The sequence below is a fragment of the Aminivibrio pyruvatiphilus genome (assembly GCF_004366815.1).
Lineage (GTDB): Bacteria > Synergistota > Synergistia > Synergistales > Aminobacteriaceae > Aminivibrio > Aminivibrio pyruvatiphilus.
Genome location: NZ_SORI01000002.1, coordinates 66,098 through 82,060, shown reverse-complemented (window position 1 = coordinate 82,060; position 15,963 = coordinate 66,098). Strand labels below are relative to the sequence as shown.

14 protein-coding genes are annotated in these 15,963 nt (G+C 55.2%); 9 read left to right on the top strand and 5 right to left on the bottom strand.

Features of this window, described 5'->3' with window-relative positions; genetic code table 11:
* Nucleotides 1-55: 55 nt before the first annotated feature.
* Genes cas2 through cas9 form a run of 3 tightly spaced genes read right to left on the bottom strand, consistent with a single transcriptional unit; the run spans nucleotide 56 to nucleotide 4,464 of the window.
* Complete coding sequence (gene cas2 / locus C8D99_RS02210; protein WP_208321040.1) at nucleotides 56-364, bottom strand: CRISPR-associated endonuclease Cas2; 309 nt, start codon at nucleotides 362-364, stop codon at nucleotides 56-58.
* A gap of 10 nt (nucleotides 365-374) precedes the next feature.
* Nucleotides 375-1,274: a type II CRISPR-associated endonuclease Cas1 gene (gene cas1 / locus C8D99_RS02205; RefSeq protein ID WP_133955938.1), complete on the bottom strand. Its 900-nt coding sequence runs from the start codon at nucleotides 1,272-1,274 to the stop codon at nucleotides 375-377.
* Complete coding sequence (gene cas9, locus C8D99_RS02200; protein WP_133955936.1) at nucleotides 1,261-4,464, bottom strand: type II CRISPR RNA-guided endonuclease Cas9; 3,204 nt, start codon at nucleotides 4,462-4,464, stop codon at nucleotides 1,261-1,263. Before cas9 ends, cas1 begins: the two co-directional genes overlap by 14 nt.
* A gap of 606 nt (nucleotides 4,465-5,070) precedes the next feature.
* Here cas9 and C8D99_RS02195 point away from each other — a divergent pair.
* Nucleotides 5,071-5,262: a type II toxin-antitoxin system HicA family toxin gene (locus C8D99_RS02195; RefSeq protein WP_133955934.1), complete on the top strand. Its 192-nt coding sequence runs from the start codon at nucleotides 5,071-5,073 to the stop codon at nucleotides 5,260-5,262.
* A gap of 48 nt (nucleotides 5,263-5,310) precedes the next feature.
* Nucleotides 5,311-5,733 carry a type II toxin-antitoxin system HicB family antitoxin gene (locus C8D99_RS02190; RefSeq protein WP_133955932.1) on the top strand — a complete coding sequence of 141 codons (423 nt, stop codon included), beginning with the start codon at nucleotides 5,311-5,313 and terminating at the stop codon, nucleotides 5,731-5,733.
* A 74-nt stretch (nucleotides 5,734-5,807) separates the two neighbouring features.
* Here the strand turns inward: C8D99_RS02190 and C8D99_RS02185 are convergent, their stop codons facing one another.
* Entirely contained in the window at nucleotides 5,808-6,077 is a 270-nt protein-coding gene (locus C8D99_RS02185) for a tellurite resistance TerB family protein (RefSeq protein WP_208321039.1), read from the bottom strand.
* Nucleotides 6,078-6,507: 430 nt separating this feature from the next.
* Here C8D99_RS02185 and C8D99_RS02180 point away from each other — a divergent pair, with 430 nt between their 5' ends.
* The 7 genes from C8D99_RS02180 (at nucleotide 6,508) to C8D99_RS02150 (ending at nucleotide 13,732) form a co-directional block, all read left to right on the top strand.
* Entirely contained in the window at nucleotides 6,508-7,389 is an 882-nt protein-coding gene (locus tag C8D99_RS02180) for a MurR/RpiR family transcriptional regulator (RefSeq protein WP_133955927.1), read from the top strand.
* Nucleotides 7,390-7,570: 181 nt separating this feature from the next.
* Nucleotides 7,571-8,539: a tripartite tricarboxylate transporter substrate binding protein gene (locus tag C8D99_RS02175; protein ID WP_208321038.1), complete on the top strand. Its 969-nt coding sequence runs from the start codon at nucleotides 7,571-7,573 to the stop codon at nucleotides 8,537-8,539.
* Between the two features lie 77 nt (nucleotides 8,540-8,616).
* Nucleotides 8,617-9,060 carry a tripartite tricarboxylate transporter TctB family protein gene (locus C8D99_RS02170; RefSeq protein ID WP_133955923.1) on the top strand — a complete coding sequence of 148 codons (444 nt, stop codon included), beginning with the start codon at nucleotides 8,617-8,619 and terminating at the stop codon, nucleotides 9,058-9,060.
* Between the two features lie 15 nt (nucleotides 9,061-9,075).
* Nucleotides 9,076-10,590 (top strand): tripartite tricarboxylate transporter permease, encoded by a 1,515-nt coding sequence (locus C8D99_RS02165; protein WP_133955921.1) that lies wholly within the window; start codon nucleotides 9,076-9,078, stop codon nucleotides 10,588-10,590.
* A 40-nt stretch (nucleotides 10,591-10,630) separates the two neighbouring features.
* Entirely contained in the window at nucleotides 10,631-11,674 is a 1,044-nt protein-coding gene (locus C8D99_RS02160) for an Ldh family oxidoreductase (RefSeq protein WP_133955919.1), read from the top strand.
* A gap of 60 nt (nucleotides 11,675-11,734) precedes the next feature.
* Nucleotides 11,735-12,724: a beta/alpha barrel domain-containing protein gene (locus C8D99_RS02155; RefSeq protein WP_133955917.1), complete on the top strand. Its 990-nt coding sequence runs from the start codon at nucleotides 11,735-11,737 to the stop codon at nucleotides 12,722-12,724.
* Nucleotides 12,725-12,754: 30 nt separating this feature from the next.
* Complete coding sequence (locus C8D99_RS02150) at nucleotides 12,755-13,732, top strand: 2-hydroxyacid dehydrogenase (RefSeq protein WP_133955915.1); 978 nt, start codon at nucleotides 12,755-12,757, stop codon at nucleotides 13,730-13,732.
* A gap of 190 nt (nucleotides 13,733-13,922) precedes the next feature.
* Here C8D99_RS02150 and C8D99_RS02145 read toward each other — a convergent pair whose 3' ends face one another.
* Nucleotides 13,923-15,959, bottom strand: a complete 2,037-nt coding sequence (locus tag C8D99_RS02145) for an FAD-dependent oxidoreductase (RefSeq protein ID WP_133955913.1) — start codon at nucleotides 15,957-15,959, stop codon at nucleotides 13,923-13,925.
* Between the last annotated feature and the right edge of the window lie 4 nt (nucleotides 15,960-15,963).

Here is a 15,963-nt window from a genome sequence, read left to right as displayed (position 1 = left end):
GATGAAGGGGCTTGAACACTGAAGTTCAAGCCCCTTCATCGTCGAAAAAATTGCCTCAAAAGATCAGGAGCTGGCTTGTTCCGACCTTTTTTTCTTTGATTGTTCTCTGGCCGACGAGAAGTTTCATTGCAGCATACTGGCGTTCAGTAATCTGGAGAAACCGGACGGATCCCTTGCCTGGAATATTCTTCCCCAGTCTTTTCAAGTGTTTGTCAACGCCGTCTTCCCCGTTGACAATTCTGCTGTACACTGAAAACTGGAGCATGTCGTAACCGTCAGCAAGCAAGAATTTACGGAATCTCTGGTAAATCCGCCTGTCTTCCTTGCTGACTACCGGTAGATCAAAGAATACGAGCAGCCTCATGAAGCGGCATTCACTCATACCGGTGTTCTGTCAGAGGAAGGAGCTCCGGCAAGCGTATCAGGGCAGGAGCTTTTTCCCTGCAAGCAGTAAAAAAACTGGCAGCCATGATCTCCGTTGAGCGCAGTACCGTGTTTCTTTCCCCATCGATTGAAATATCGCTCGAGAGGAGCGATGCCAGGCTTTGCCTGTGGAGAGAATTAAAAATTTCCTCCCTTCCCAGGTTGCTGCTTACCCAAAGATCGACAAGAGGACGCAGAACCTCAACGAAATCGTCGGCCAGGTTGAATTGGTTGAGTTCGTTCCTGTGGTGGAGCCCCAGGGCAGGGAGAAATCCGTGAGCAGAAAAAGCCCGTGCAACTGCGGCCCTCATGACGGAATATCCATAATTCAAAGTGTCATTAAAGGGATCAGGGGTTCGTCGTGTAATGCCGGGAATGATCCGCGAGAAAAAAATCTGGGCTGCCTGAGCTTCCCTGTTGTCCGGATCTCCGCTCCTGACGCCGGAGGCGAGGCTTCGCAGGCTGTCTCCGTCCGGCTTCCAGAGCAGATCAAGGCAAATAGCCTGGTTCAGTATCTTTCGGCGGATTATCAGTCGCCAGCAGTTTTTTCGAAACGGTTCAGTCATTTCCAACTGAAATGAAAGCGCTTTTCTCATTCGGCTGTGCTGATGAAACGGCAGTAATTCTCCGCAGGGCAGATGTCTTTCGTCACAGATGATTAGACCGATCCCTCTTTGAGCCAGTTCGCTGATTATCTGTCCGGTCAGGAGCGTCTGCAGGTTTTCGATGATGATAACAGCGATGTCCTCCAAGGGCACATCAATTTCTTCATCACCGATAGCGATGTGAAGGTGCTGCTGGGCCAGGCTGAGTTTTGCCGGTGAAGCGATCAGAATGCTACGCCAGCTCATGAACGGGTTTTCCCGAAGGCAGTTTTTCTTTCTTCACTTCGTGAAAGTCGCCTAGGAGGCCAACCTGGAATTTCCGAATTGATTTGCACGTTCTCATGGAAACCCGTATATCTTCTTCTTTTCCGTCATGTGAGGCAAGAGTGAGCCGTCCATTATCTCTATCTACAGTTCTATAATAGCCTAAAACACTGTCATCGTTCCTTTGGAGGACTTCAACCAAGTCGTTCGGGAAAAGAGAGAAAAGAAACTTATGCTCAGGTGTAATAGGCTCCCAGTTGTTTTCGTCCTTGTGTGCGAGGATACCCTTTCTTCTCAGAACTCCTCGAGCAATATCGTCCACGTAATGGGGGACGAGCGAAAATTTGTTTTTATAGGAGTAAATATCCACACGAACCAGATTGTCGTTGTCCGCAATGCCTCCCCGGACTCTTACCCCGGAAGTGCCTGGGCTGAAAATTTTGACTGAACGGACGATGGGGCCGGGATTTCCTTCTCTGGTAGGTTTTCTGAAAAGAGGTGCCGAAGTCCCGAAGGCCTTTTCTCCTTTGCCGTCGTTAGCTGAAAGCCGCTCTTTCAGGGCATCGTAAAGTTTTCGGTCACGTTCTTTGCCGACCATATTTTCCAGGTCCGCAAGTTTGAGTTTGGTTAGAGGCGTCCGGACAAATGTCCCGCCTAAAGTGTCTGCCAGTTTCAGGCTTCGCACTGTTTCTTTGTGGGCAGCTCCGGTAGCTTTTCTCACCGGCATGTGGGAAACGAATATCGGGCGAAGTGAGTCAATTTCTTCCTGTTTGTAGGAAGGCAGCGCTATCTTGCCTATCTCTTCGGCCGGGTTTTCCGAAATGCGGGCGAGGAGTTCCTTTCGGAACCCTGCCCATGGCTGGGGGGCATTCCTGGATGAGCGGTCTTGTCCGGTGCCGAAGTTTGCTGCTTTACGCATTCTGTCGTATTCCGTCATTCTTTCTATGAGATGCGGTGCCGTAACGGCCACGACAACGGCGTCGAGGGCGTGGTGAAGATGACTCTCTTCCCTGTCTTTCGGCAGGCCCCACAGTCCTCTGAGAGCCGCGGTGACTCCCCCGTTGACGCGGTGCACCTTTTTGCTTGAAGGGGAGGGATCGGAAAATTGAAGGCGGCTTTCCAGATAGTTCGCGAGATACCTGGTGATGTAGCGGGTATCCGTGAGATTCCGCTCGGTCATTTCCCTGGAATCTTCAAGAGTGAAGGATTCCCGGAGGAGGTTCCTTCTTTTCTTGCCGTTGCGTATGTTCGACTGAACCCATGCAACAAAGGCATCCCAACATTCGGGATTTGTGCTTGAAAATAAATATTCACCGGGGGTTTTGTTTCCTTTGTTCCTGTTTTCTTCAGCAAGCACAAGGATTTTGTTCGTGTATGAATTGTCGAGGCTTCTGCTGTAAGGGATTATGTGGTCGATTTCCGCATAGGTGCCGTCTCCCTGCTGGAAGAGGCGGATAGGGTCGATATATTTGGGTTCGAATATTCCAGGTCCCACCGGAAGCTGAACATAAGGATCACAGCAATTTTGTTCTTTCCAGAGCCTGTATTTGAGAAGGTCGGTACCTGAGGGCTCGCGATGGAAGTTGGAAATAAAATCTGCTTTGAGCCGTTCTCTTTCGTTTCTGTTTTCATCCTGCATTTTCTGGATTTTCTTTCGGTCATCGAAGCTCTTTCCCATTTCCCGGGCCAGTTCAATGTGGATGGACCACGGCGAACCATATTTTCTGATAATGGCGTTCAGCACTTTCCGGGTCTGATGAAGAGATCGTTTGACTACGGGATTGGTGATGTCGTCAAAATCATCCGGGGGGAGCAATTTCGTTCTTTCTGCATTTTCGTACGGGTACCCGGCCTTTTCACATGCCTCATCGTATCGAAACCCGGATTCCATGAACGGGAGTATTTTACGCAGCGCCCTGAAGGAAAGGTTGATTGTGGACTTGAAGTCGAGATCGATAACGGCATCGATGAGGACGGAAGGTATTTTTTTGCTTTCAAGATCGCTCCGGATGTCCTCCTCTGTTTTTAGGAGTGTAAGGGTAAGCGCAATTTCATCAAGAATGGCCGGTGTTGATTCGTACGTTTCCCAGGCTTCTTTGCCAAGCCTTTCGGTTATTTCCTTCCGTAGTTCATGGGTTCCCTTCAGTGCGATAAACTTACCGTTCTCGCTGCCTTCCCTTGCGTCTTCTTTGCTGTACCGGATGCCGGAAAAGTAGGAGGATTCTTCCAGCGAGAAGGCTTTTCGTATGTCCTTATATTTAACTTCTGCCTTTTTATAGGCCAGATTGATCAAGTTTTCCCGCTCTTCCGGAGTGAGAGGGCGTTCCCCCTTGAATGTGTCAAGGATTCGAAGATTGTTTACCTTGCCCAGAAGGATGAAGCGTTCAGCACTCCAGCTCATCCGTGGAGCACGCTTTTCGTTTTTTTCGAAGGTACAGAAGCCGATTTTTGATTCTATCTGGCCGGGAGCGGCGAAAGGGAGGCGGCTTGTGAAAGCCTCGATGAATGATTTTCGAAATATTTCGGAGGTGTGGGGATTTCCTAACCTTTTCTGTTCGGCAAACAGGAGTTCAACCTCTTCCCGCAGGAGTTCCTGAGAGACTGTATGAGCATAATCGCCGCCTTTATTCCGTTTGTGGTCAGTAAATTTCGGGTCGAGGAAAAACATCTCCCCTACTGTCCGGTAGCCCTTCTCAGCCATAAGAAGGGCGTTGGTCTTCACTCCTTCAAGGAGAGCTCCTTCTTCCTTTTCCTTTTCCTTTGATCCGGCCTTTATTTTCTTGTTTGACTGGAATCCCCTGTGTTTGGCTATGTGGTAGAGGGCACGGAACCATTCCGGTGCTGATAATTCGCGGGAGAGGGCATCGGTCCTGAGTTCGTAAGGGGATTTTTCTGAATGTGCATTCAGGAGGTTTTCTATTTCGAGGGAAGTGAGAATTTTTTCTTCCCGGAAAAGGGCTTGAATCTTCTGGAGGCGTGCCGTCTTTCTTTGATTGCGTTTCCGTGTTCCGCTGGCTTCTCGGCGCTGTTTTGCGAGGGAGGATCCGTCCTTTGGATGTTCAGGGGCGGGGAAAATCCTGACTCCAAGGTCTTCAATCCGGTTTTTGTCGAGGTTAATAACGCTCCATCCGACAGACGCAATTCCTATATCAAGTCCGATAGTATGCTTCATCGTCTATCCTCCCCCCTGATTTTGGGAAAACCTTGCGCTTTATCGATGAAATGAAGAGCGAAGAGAAGGCTTTATCGACGGCGATTTTTACAAAAGGATACCCTGGTTGTAAACAACCAGGGCTAACCTTGCGAGCAAAGCTCTTATTATAGCAACGTGCCGCACTCCGAAATGCTACAAGTCGCCTAAAAGCACCCGCAAAAGAAAGATATCTCCAAATTTTACGATTGTCAAGTCCAATTTTCTTTTGTTTGTTTATCGGAGGTGAAGCGAAGCATTGCTTTTTGTCTTATTGTTATGAAAAATCAGCATGCGTTATATGCTGAACTGCGGGACAGATCAACCTCAAAGAAGCAAAACTCCCGAAACTTTTGAGACCATTCTGGACTCTCACCTCCCCAAAGATGGGAAAGATATAGGGGAGTGACACTTGCGGGGGTGAATCAATCGCACCCCCAAGTGGTCAATTTTCGGCTGTCGTTCCAAGGGAAAGGATTTTCAATGACAATCATTTTTCCGTTTGGCAGGATCAAGTTTTTTAATGGAAAAACGTATCGACACGTGTTGATTTATTCGCTATAATATGGTTCCACGGGAGGTGAGGGTTTGGGAAGGCAATATAGCCAGAAAGAGCTCATCAAAATAGCGAAAGAAAGAGGTTGGGAGATTGATGAAACGAGAGGAAAGGGAAGTCACGTTCTGGCAATGAAAGCAGGAGAACGGCCCTTCCCGATCCCGAGAAAAATAAAGCCCGGCCTTCTCGCTTCTCTCAAAAAAATGCTCCAGATCGATGATTAGGTGAAAGAGAAACTGTCTTCCCCAATCACATAAAGGCAGGTGAACACAATGAATCGCCCTAACTACTACAAATATCCGGCGGTTTTTTCTCCGGACGGTGACGGGTGGACCGTCCGGTTCCCGGACCTGGATAACTGCTTCACTTCAGCCGATACCGTGGAAGAAGCCATCGTTGAAGCCCAGGCTGTTCTCCAGGACTGCATGTACTTCCGGGAGGAGCAGAAAGATGAGATCCCTGAGCCGACGCCTATGGAGAACGTTGCCCTGGAAGAAGGAAGCTTTGTTCAGGTTGTCGTTGCGGTGATGCCTCCGGTCCGTCGCGCATGGAGCCGGAAGGCCGTCAAAAAGACGCTGACCATCCCCGCTTGGATGGAAGAAGAACTTCGAAAGCGGGAGGATGTCAACGTTTCCCTCATCCTGCAGGAGGCCCTGAAAAAGGAACTGAAGATCAAGGAACCGGTGTCATTTTGAACATGTCGCCCGAATCGGCTGTCCGATTCGGGCCTTATCACAATGCGGTTTTGGTTTTGCGGGGGGCGGCGCTGTTACACCCCCTGCATGCCCACCATGTGCTCGATGTTGTTCACCACGTCCCGGGAGAGGCCCATGCCGGAGGACAGTTCCCGAAGGTAAGTCTTTTCAGCCTGGGTGTCCACCTCGATGGTCATGGGGGTGGCGGAGTTGTTCATGGCGGCGACCACCACTTCCGCTCCGCTTTCAAGGTCGCGCTGCTGTTCCTCGGTCTCAGGGGCCAGAAGGCCCAGGGGAACCTTCCCGGTGCTCTTGCCGCTGTTCTGCAGGGCGTTCATGGCCATGGCCGCGAGCAGGGGAGCTCGCCGACGGAGCCGTCTTGGCCTGCATGAGGCCGCCCAGTATATCCATAATGTTCATGATCCATCCTCCTCGTTCTGGCGCCTATTCCTGGAAGAATTTCTTCCCCGGGGGTATGCCGGTAATCATTCTGCATCATCCCAGTAAAGATGTTTTTTCATAGGCCATACGAAAAGGAATAGAAGAATCTGCGGGGGTTCTTCCCTTTTACTGAAGAGGGGAGGCCCCGGCGGATTTCGGGTACCCTGCTGTCGGGGTGAAAACAGCTCATCATCTCCGGCCCTTCCTTAATCTTCTTTCTGTCTGCCCGATTGTCAGTGTAGAAATCTGAAAATGTGATTCATTTGAAAAAGAAATTGCAGAAAAAAGCTAGTCATGATAATATCCTTTCAATCATTCCGGAGGTAAGGGATTGTGCATGACTTCAGGGAAAAAATTCGTGCCTACTTCAGAAGGAACGCTATTTCCAAGGCGAAAAGGACGGTAGCCAGCTTTTTTGCATGTTCTCCGGAGGAGGCCGCTTTCCTGAATCTGGGCGAGCTTGCGGAACGCATCGGCGTCAGCCCTGCGACGATAAGCAGGACTTCCGTAGAGATGGGCTTCAGCGGGTATCCGGATCTTCAGGAGCAGATACGGTCACAGTTGAAAATAGGCATAACCCCTGTTGAACGGCTCAAAGAAACTCCGGCCGACGAAAGCACGCCGATCTGGACGAGTTCCATTTTGAGGGACCAGGAATCGCTGAACACCCTGCTGTCCCTGAATTCCGGGGAAAAATTCCAGAAGGCCGTTGAATTGTTTGCGTCTGCCCCCAATGTGTATTCCCTGGCTCTCCGCAGTTCCTATCCCCTCACTTTTTTCTTCAACCTGCTGCTGTTCCAGATCCGGCCGAATGTGCACCATATTTCCATCGATGACGGGCAGCTGACGGAAAGCGTTTTTGACATCGGGCAGGATGATGTGGTGTTTGTTGTTTCCCTTCCGAGATACACGAAGTTTGTCCTTGAAGTGACGGAGAAGATCCGGAGAACCGGCTGCCGGGTTGTTTCAATCACGGACAGTGAATTGTCCCCCCTGGCGATCGCTTCCGACATCGCTTTTTTCTGCCGGTATGAATCGGCGAGCTTCTTCAACTCCAATATTGCAGCGCAGGCAATCATTAATGCCCTTCTTTCCGGAGTGCTTCAGCACCTGGGGCAGGGTGGGGTACAACGCCTCGAAAAACACAGCAATGCCATGAAAGACTGGTCGTCAAAGCTCTCTCTTGGAGTGCAGGGGTATCTCCCCGAACCATGAGACTGCCCTCTTTTATCGGTCCAAATGCGCGTTTTGGGATAAACCGTCGTGAAAGGAGTGATCGGCAGAAAAGAAAGCGGAGGCAGTTGAAGGGGATGAAACAGAAATCCGGAAGGCCGTTTTTCTCGAAAGCAATGCAGAACCTTTGAGGAATCACACTTTTTGGGGGAGGTAAGGCATGATGAAAAAAATGACCGGTTTGATGATGCTCCTGTGCGCTTCTTTTCTGATCTTCTCTTCGGTGCCGGCAAACGCCGAGTGGCCGGCGGACCAGCAGATAACCATGATCGTCGCCTATGCACCGGGCGGGTCGACGGATATTATGGCACGGCTCGTGGCAAACTATATCGAGCCCTATATCGGGCAGAAGGTCGTCGTCCTGAACAAGCCTGGGGCAGGGGCGGAAATAGGCTATACCCTCGTCAGCGAAGCGAAGCCCGACGGGTACACGGTGGGTTTCCTGAACACGCCGAGCATTGTCGCCCTTCCCATACGGAAGAAGACAAAATTCACCCTTGATTCATTTGTTCCGGTGGCCTGCCTGATGGATGACCCGGGCACGGTGCTGGTCCGGCCCGACAGTCCTTTCAAGACCATGGCTGACGTCATCCAGTATGCGAAGGACAACCCGGAGAAGCTGACCTACGGCGTGAGCGGCATCGGCTCGGACGACCACATGGCCATGCTGTTCCTCGAGAGGGCCGCGGGCTTCAAGGCGAAGGTCGTTCCCTTCACCGGCGCCGGCCCGAACAGAACGGCTCTTCTGGGCGGGCATATCGACATCGCCCTTTTCAATGTGAGCGAGGCGAAGGAATACACCGAAACCGGCCAGATCAGGGTGCTGGCCCAGATGGGCGAGGAAAGGGATCCCCTGTTCCCCGAGGTTGAGACGCTGAGGGAAATGGGATACGACGTGGTTATGGGAAGCTCGAGGGGTATTGCCATGCCTGCGGGAGTGCCGTCTGAAATCGTCGACAAGTTTGCGGAGGGCATGAGAAAAGTCGTCGAGAATCCCGAATTCCGGAAGAAGTGCGAAGATGCCTATCTTCCCCTGGTGTACATGAATCCCGCTGAATATAAGAAGCATCTCCAGGACCTGAGCGACAGGCTGGCAAAACTGTGGGCGGAAGATCCCTGGATTAAAGACTGATTATTTCTGCTCCTTAGCCGAATATGGGGAGAGCCTTGAGGGCATCTCCCCATTTCCTTTTCCGGGAGGGACTGTGAATGACACAAAGAAAGCAGGACATTATTTTCGGGGCGACCGGAACGGCAATCTCTCTGGTAGTCCTGTGGCTGTCGGTACAATATCCGTCGGATTCAGCGCTTTTCCCTCTTCTTTCCGCATCGGGAATTTTCGTCTGCAGCCTGGCTATCCTGGCGATGGGCATACGAAACAAAGAGGCGACCGGCAAGGTCGAGGGGATCAACCTGCGTTCAGCCGCATTGTTCGGAGTGGTGCTTCTTCTGTACGTTCTTTCCATCGAAAAAGCGGGGTTCTTTTCATCGTCCTTCTTTTTCGTGATGGCGGTTTCCATGCTGTGGGGCGGATTCGGAAAAGGGGTTTCCCTTCGTTTTTCCCTGCTCTTTGCCGCCCTGTTTACCGTTTTTCTTTATATTACCTTCGTCAAAATTTTCACGGTTCCTCTCCCGAAAGGTTTTTTACTTTGAGCTAGGAGGGTAATGATGTTCGAACATTTGGTGTCCTCTCTATCCGGAACCCTGGTTTTTGCAAATCTGGTGGCCATGGTCGTCAGCACCGCGGCAGGAATCATGGTCGGGGCTCTTCCCGGACTTTCGGCTTCCATGGGCGTCGCCCTCCTCATTCCCTTCACGTTCAGCATGGATCCGCTGACGGGGCTTCTGTGCATGGCAGGCATGTACAACGGGGCCATTTACGGCGGCTCGATCGCTGCGATTCTCATCAACATTCCCGGAACTCCCGGAGCCGTGGTCACGACCTTCGACGGAAACGCCATGGCAAAGAAGGGTGAAGGCCGGTACGCCCTGGAAACGGCGGTGATCTGTTCCACCGTCGGGGGGGCCGCGAGTGCCCTGGCCCTCATGTTCATCGCCCCCTACCTGGCCGCGCTGGCTCTGAAGTTCGGACCGGCGGAGTATTTCTGGATCTCCGTCCTCGGGCTGTCGACCATAGCGAGCTTTCTCTCCGGTTCGACGGTCAAGGGGCTTTTCTGCGCCTTTGCGGGGCTGTTTATAAGCACCGTGGGCATCGACCAGATCAGCGGCGTTTTCCGCTTTACCTTCGACAATATGTATCTTATGGAAGGTTTTCCTGAAATAGTGGTGCTCATCGGCCTGTATTCCATCCCGGAAGTCTTTACCATGCTGGAGGATGTTGCCGCGGGAAAAACCGCTGCGGCAAATAATGCCATGCTCGATCAGACACGGTACAAAGAGGAGAAGCGGTGGACCTTCCGTCAGGATTTCAAGTCTTCACTCCCCACCTGGACCCGTTCTTCCATCATCGGAATCGTGATAGGGATGATTCCCGGCGCGGGGTCGAGCATTGCCGCCTTCATCAGCTACAAGGAGGCGAAGCGGAAATCGAAGAATCCCGATAACTTCGGCAAAGGTGAGGTCGAGGGCATCCGGGCGTCGGAAACGGCAAACAATGCGGTCACTGCCAGCGCCATGATCCCCATGCTGACCTTCGGAATTCCCGGAAACGTGGTGACGGCCATCATGGTCGGAGGCCTGCTCATCCACGGGCTTCACCCGGGCCCCAATCTTTTCATCAAGGAACCGAGGATAGTGTACGGGCTCATGTGGGGAATGCTTCTCACGAATTTCATCATGCTCGCCCTGGGATATTTCGGTTCCCGTTTTTTTGCAAAATGCCTGAAGATGCCCACGGTGATTCTTGCCGCCGCCATCGGCGTTTTGAGCACCGTCGGAACCTACAGCCTGAACAACTCCATGTTCGACGTGTATTCAATGCTGTGCTTCGGCGTGGTCGGGCTTGTCATGCGGAAAATGAAGCTGCCCATCGCTCCGGCGGTTCTTGGGATAATCCTGGGACCCCTTGCGGAGACCGAATTGAGGAGAGCGCTGATGATTGCGGACTCTCCCATCGAAATTTTCACGCGCCCCCTTTCGTTTTTCCTGTTCCTTCTGACGCTGCTCAGCCTGTTCTACCCTGTATTCAAAGCGCGTCTTGCCGCCCGCGGAACGAAGGCGTGAAGGAAGAATTCCGGCAAGGTCCGGCGAGGAGGAAAAATCAATGGAGCTGTTCAAAAAGGAGACGCTGGAGTCGTTTTGTTCTGCCGTCTATCAGGCGGCGGGAGTTCTGAAGGAGAGAGCGGATGTCCTGGCCGCCTCCATGGTCCATGGGAGCCTCAGGGGAGTTGAATCCCACGGGGTCAGCAGAACGGGAATTTACCTGAAAAGAATAACGTCAGGCATGGTCCGGCCGAACGCTGCCCTGAAAATTGAACGGGGCGGACGGTCAGGGGCCGTAATGGACGCGGGGAATACCATAGGGCAGTTTGCCGCTTCCGAAGCATCGAAGCTGGCGGCTGAACTGGCGGAAGAGAACGGGATCGGCTGTGTGGGCGTCCGGGGGTCCAACCATTTCGGCGCGGCCAGCTTTTATACCCTGCCGCTGGCACAGAAAGGCTGCATTGCCCTCGCCATGTCCAACGCCCCCACCACCATGGCTCTCTGGGGCGCCGGCAAGCCCTACACGGGGACAAACCCCCTCTCGTACGCCATTCCTGCCGGGAAATACGAGCCCCTGGTGCTGGATATGGCCACGAGCATCGTAGCCCGGGGAAAGATCCGCAGGGCATGGAAAAAGGGGGAAAAGATCCCGCCGGACTGGGCGATAGACAAAGACGGCAATCCGACGGAGGATCCCGAACAAGCGCTCGAGGGGTATGTCCTTCCCTTCGGAGGCCCGAAGGGTTCCGCCATTGCCCTATTCATAGAAGCCATGGCGGGGGTTTTGACGGGAGCTGCCTTCGGTCCCTCCCTCGGGAGCATGTACAACGACTTCGACAGGGAGCAGAATCTCGGCCATTTCTTTATTGCCGCCGCTCCCGGCGTTCTTGCACCGGGGCTCGATTTCGGGAAGAGAATGGAGGCCATGGTCGCGGAGATAAAAGCCCTGCCGCCGTCCGGAGGCAACGAGAAGGTCTTCCTCCCGGGCGAAATCGAGGCGATGACGGAAAAGGACCGGACGGAAAACGGCATTCCCCTCGAGGAGGACGTGGTGAAGGAACTGCAGGAACTGGGAGCGGCGTATGGCCTGAGTTTTCCGGGGTGACCCGGGGAATGGGGCGAGTGAAGGCTCTTGGCACTGATACTGAAAAGGGAGTGAAATTTAGTGAAGCTTTTCGACTGTACGCTGCGTGACGGTGCAAATGTTCTCGGGAAAGGGTTTCCCGCGGACCTGACGGAGATGATGCTGCAGGGCCTGATCGAAAACGGGATTACCGCTATTGAATACGGAAATGCGGGTGGCATAGGGGCCTATGAAGTGTCCAACTCCATTGCCCCCCTCACGGACCTGGAGTACCTTGACCTGGTCCAGCCCTATCTCGGTAAGGCAGAAATAGGAATGTTCCTCAACGCGAAGCGCTACAGGGAGCAGAATGTGGTGCTCGCTGCCGAAAAGGGGCTGGCCTTCCTGCGGGTGGGGGCGGATGCCGGGGACTCGGCCATTGCCATGGATGCGGTCAGGATTGTGGCACGCCACGGTATGAAGGTGTACTACTCCCTCATGAAGGCCTACATTGTTTCCCCTGCCGCTCTGGCCGAGGAATCCAGAAAACTCGAAGACGCGGGAGTTCATGAAATTACCATTATGGACTCTGCGGGTTTCATGACCCCTGACCAGACATCCCGCTATACAGAAGCCCTGGTGAATGCGGTGGGAATTCCCGTAGGTTTTCACGGGCACAACAACCTGGGGCTCTCCGTGGCGAATGTGCTGGCCGCCGTCGGGAGCGGAGCGGAGCTTATAGACTGCGGGCTGCTGGGAATGGCCCGCAGTGCCGGAAACACCCCCACAGAGGTTATTGCGGCGGTGCTGCAGCGGGACGGCAAACTGCCCGAAGTGAACCTCTTCGGCCTTCTTCGTTTCCTCGAGGACCGGCTGATCCCGGCCATGGAGCGGCACGGCTATCACACGGCCATACCCCCCCTCGACCTCATCCTGGGGTATTCGGGCTGTCATTCGGGGTTCCTGAAGCTTTTCCGCGATATAGCCCGGGAGAAAAACGTCGACCTGCTCCGGCTGATAGCCGTGGTCACCGGCAAAAACCAGAAATCGCCGTCGGAGGATGAGATCCGGGCCGCGGCTGATGCCCTGTAGACGGGGCGTCCGAAAGGAGACGGGCAGGCCGTGAAAATCGTGTTTGCAGGGGAGTACCCCGCGGGAACCCTGGAAAAGTTCAGGGAAATACTGCCGGGGAAGGAATTTGAACTGGTGCCGGTCACCGGCCAGAAAGAATACGAAGAGCTCTCCGATGCCGAAGTCATCGTGCTGCGCATCTTCAAGGCCTACAGGAACACCATCGAAAACAACGGGAAGCTCAGGCTGATTCACCGGTGGGGGGCAGGGGTCGATTCAGTCGACGTGGAGGCCGCCACGGAACACGGCGTGCTCGTGGCCAATACTCCCGGAGCAAACGCCTACGCCGTCTCCGAACTTGCACTGCTTCTCATGCTCGCCCTGGGCAGGAACCTCCAGGCCCACACAAGGAGCATAGCTTCGGGCGTCTGGAGCAGGACCATGTTTCTGGACCAGACCTTCACCCTCAACAAAAAAATCGTCGGCCTCATCGGCGGGGGCAATATCGGACGGCAGGTTGCGGCGAAAGTGCAGGCCTTCGGAGCCTCGGTGCGGTATTACGACACGTTCCGCCTTCCGGAGCAGCTCGAAAGGGAGTGCGGGATGGCCTACGTCCCCCTTGAGGAACTTCTGAGGACAAGCGACGTGGTGAGCCTCCACGTTCCCCTGACGGAAGAGACGCGCCATCTGCTGGACGCGGAAAAACTGGCCATGCTCAAGCCCGGAGCCTTCGTCATCAACACGGCCCGGGGCGGGCTGATCGACGACGATGCCCTTCTTGCGGCAGTCCTGGAGAAACGGATTGCGGGCGCCGGCCTGGACTGCCCGGAGCGGGAGCCCCTGAGCCCTGATCACCCCATGCTCCGGCAGCCCAATATCATCATCACCCCCCATATCGGCGGGGCTACTTCCGACCTGGCGGACGCGATGATTCCCATGATCGCGGACAATATCCTCCGTCTCGCCCGGGGTGAAGAAGTGCGGTACGTGGTGAACCCCCGGGCAAACAAGGAACATCCGGCTTCATGACGGGATGAGGTGAGGGGATCTCCGGCCGGACTGTCTCCAGCGGAAAGAAGGAAATGTGCGGTCAGGAACAAGGCCTGGCCGTTAGAAATCCGTTCCGGCGCTCCCCGGAATACAGGCCGAAAAAAACACGGGCCCCCGGAAACGGGAAGGCCCGTGTTGTCGTTATGCTTTGGCGCTTATTGATTTTTCCCTACTTCACGATCTCTCCCCGGACATAGGCGTTGTACACGTTTTCGAACCAGTCGTCGTAGTTCGAAGGAATGGGCCGGACGGGCTTCCATTCAAAGCTGCACTGCATCGTACCGGCGTCCAGCGCGGTTTCGCAGACCCGGTCGGAGAAGGCGCCTTCGTCCAGTTCGACGGGGACACCTCCGGCGGCGCAGACGTCCGCGTCGGCGGCGAGCCCCTCTTCACCGCAGATGAGGTACGATCCCCGGCTTTTGCCCCCCTTGCGGATGTACTCGTCGATGGCGGAGAGATAGGCGAGCTGGGTCAGCAGGATGTCGCGGTTGATGAAGGCCGCAGCCATCTGGCGGGCGTCGCCTGCCCCGGTCTCGGAAGCCAGGGATTCGAGGTCGCGGCGGCATTCCCCGATGGCCTTCCTGACGGTACCGGCAGGCCGGATCATGGCGCCGCATGCGTCCATCCTCCGCTGGAACCGTTCCCGGAGGGCAAGCGGTTCCGATGCCCCGGCGCGGCCCGCGTTTTCCCGGAAGGTTTTTGCCAGCCCGATGACCTTTTCCATGGCCGGTTCCGCCGCCTTGGCCAGGGAGCCGATATCCAGGGGCTCTTCGCCGTACCTGGCGGCAATGAACTGGGCGGCCCGGGTGCTGCCCGTCTGGGTGGAGTTGAGGGCCGAGCCTCCGGGGCGGTAGACGCCGAAGGTTCCGTTGACTTCCCCCACGGGGAAGAAATGTTTCAGGTTGCTCTCCCACCAGAGGTTTCCTGCGAGGCCGCCGTTGTTGTGCTGGGCGCAGACGTCGATCTCGAGCCGTTCGTTTTTCAGGTCGATGCCGTTGTCGAGGTAGAGCCTGTACGCGAGTGGATTCATCTTCAGCAGCCGGTTCAGCGGCGTGTCGAGCAGGGCATGGGATTTTTCGAGGTATTCCCGGGTGACGTCGTTCAGCAGCCCGATCCTGAGGCCTTTTTCGTCGCCCCCCTCCGCGGGGTTGACCCGGAAGTCGAGGAAGACCCGCCGTCCCTTGACGCGCGTCTCGGTAAAGACGGCCATGTCGACGATGGAGGAGCCTCCCTTGTGGAGTTTTCGGGGGTCGAAGGGCCACTGGTATCCTTTCAGGAACGTGGCGTTCATCATGTCGCCGGGTGTCTCGAAGTAGTCGCCGAGGAATTCCCGGGCGCCGCCTCCGTCCCGGTCGGTGGAGATGTAGGTGGGGATCACCTGCTGGTAGGTGCCGGAGAGGTTCCACCGGAATTTCGTGGAAGCGATGCCGTACTGGGACTCGGTGAGATTGATGCCCCGCGCGCCCGCCTCCAGGGCGATGCCGGTGGCGCAGGTCTGGCTTCCGGGGTAGACGGAGGAGCGGTATATTCCGGAGGGGCCCCCGACGGCGTATACGATGTTGGTGCAGTTGAAGACCGTGAGGCCGAAGGTGGTTTCGTCGAAGGATGATGTGTCCAGGGCGACAAGGCCGACGGCCCGCTTCGGTTCTCCTTCCGTGAGGATGGCGACGACGCGGAAACCGTCGAAGACGGGTATTCCTTTCTGTTCCACGCTCTTCTGGAGATGCTCGGTCATCAGGCGGGAGGTGAGGGGGCCGCAGGAGGTGGCCCGCTGCCGCGGGTCGTGGTCAGTCTTGTAGCCGACGTATTCGCCGAAGCCGTTGTGGGGGAAGGGAACGCCGAGGCTGACGAGCTTGAAGAAGCCCCGGGCGCTCATGGCCGCTTCGACGAGGGCGATGTCCCCGTGCATGGACCCGCCGGAGAAGAGGGTCTCCGCCATGCTGCGGACGGAGTCGGGCTCGCTCCCGGAGAGGGTGAGCTTGTAGTAGGTCTGCTTGTCCGAACCGGTGTTCCGGGATGTTCCCATGTTCACCCCTTCGGTGACCATGGCCACATCCTCCCGGCCCAGTGAAAAGAGGGTGTCCGCGGCGTTGTACCCGGCGCACCCCGTGCCGACGACGACGGTGTTGAAGCTGTATACCGGCAGATCGAGCCCCGCGACGGTGATGATGTTTCGCCGGGGCTCCCGGCCGCTGGAGCGGGGCATGGCC

Bases quoted from the DNA above. Each gene is read 5' to 3' on its own strand.
- cas2 (WP_208321040.1), bottom strand. From the start codon at position 364: ATGAGGCTGCTCGTATTCTTTGATCTACCGGTAGTCAGCAAGGAAGAC.
- cas1 (WP_133955938.1), bottom strand. From the start codon at position 1,274: ATGAGCTGGCGTAGCATTCTGATCGCTTCACCGGCAAAACTCAGCCTG.
- cas9 (WP_133955936.1), bottom strand. From the start codon at position 4,464: ATGAAGCATACTATCGGACTTGATATAGGAATTGCGTCTGTCGGATGG.
- C8D99_RS02190 (WP_133955932.1), top strand. From the start codon at position 5,311: ATGAATCGCCCTAACTACTACAAATATCCGGCGGTTTTTTCTCCGGAC.
- C8D99_RS02185 (WP_208321039.1), bottom strand. From the start codon at position 6,077: ATGGCCATGAACGCCCTGCAGAACAGCGGCAAGAGCACCGGGAAGGTT.
- C8D99_RS02175 (WP_208321038.1), top strand. From the start codon at position 7,571: ATGAAAAAAATGACCGGTTTGATGATGCTCCTGTGCGCTTCTTTTCTG.
- C8D99_RS02170 (WP_133955923.1), top strand. From the start codon at position 8,617: ATGACACAAAGAAAGCAGGACATTATTTTCGGGGCGACCGGAACGGCA.
- C8D99_RS02165 (WP_133955921.1), top strand. From the start codon at position 9,076: ATGTTCGAACATTTGGTGTCCTCTCTATCCGGAACCCTGGTTTTTGCA.
- C8D99_RS02160 (WP_133955919.1), top strand. From the start codon at position 10,631: ATGGAGCTGTTCAAAAAGGAGACGCTGGAGTCGTTTTGTTCTGCCGTC.
- C8D99_RS02145 (WP_133955913.1), bottom strand. From the start codon at position 15,959: ATGCCCCGCTCCAGCGGCCGGGAGCCCCGGCGAAACATCATCACCGTC.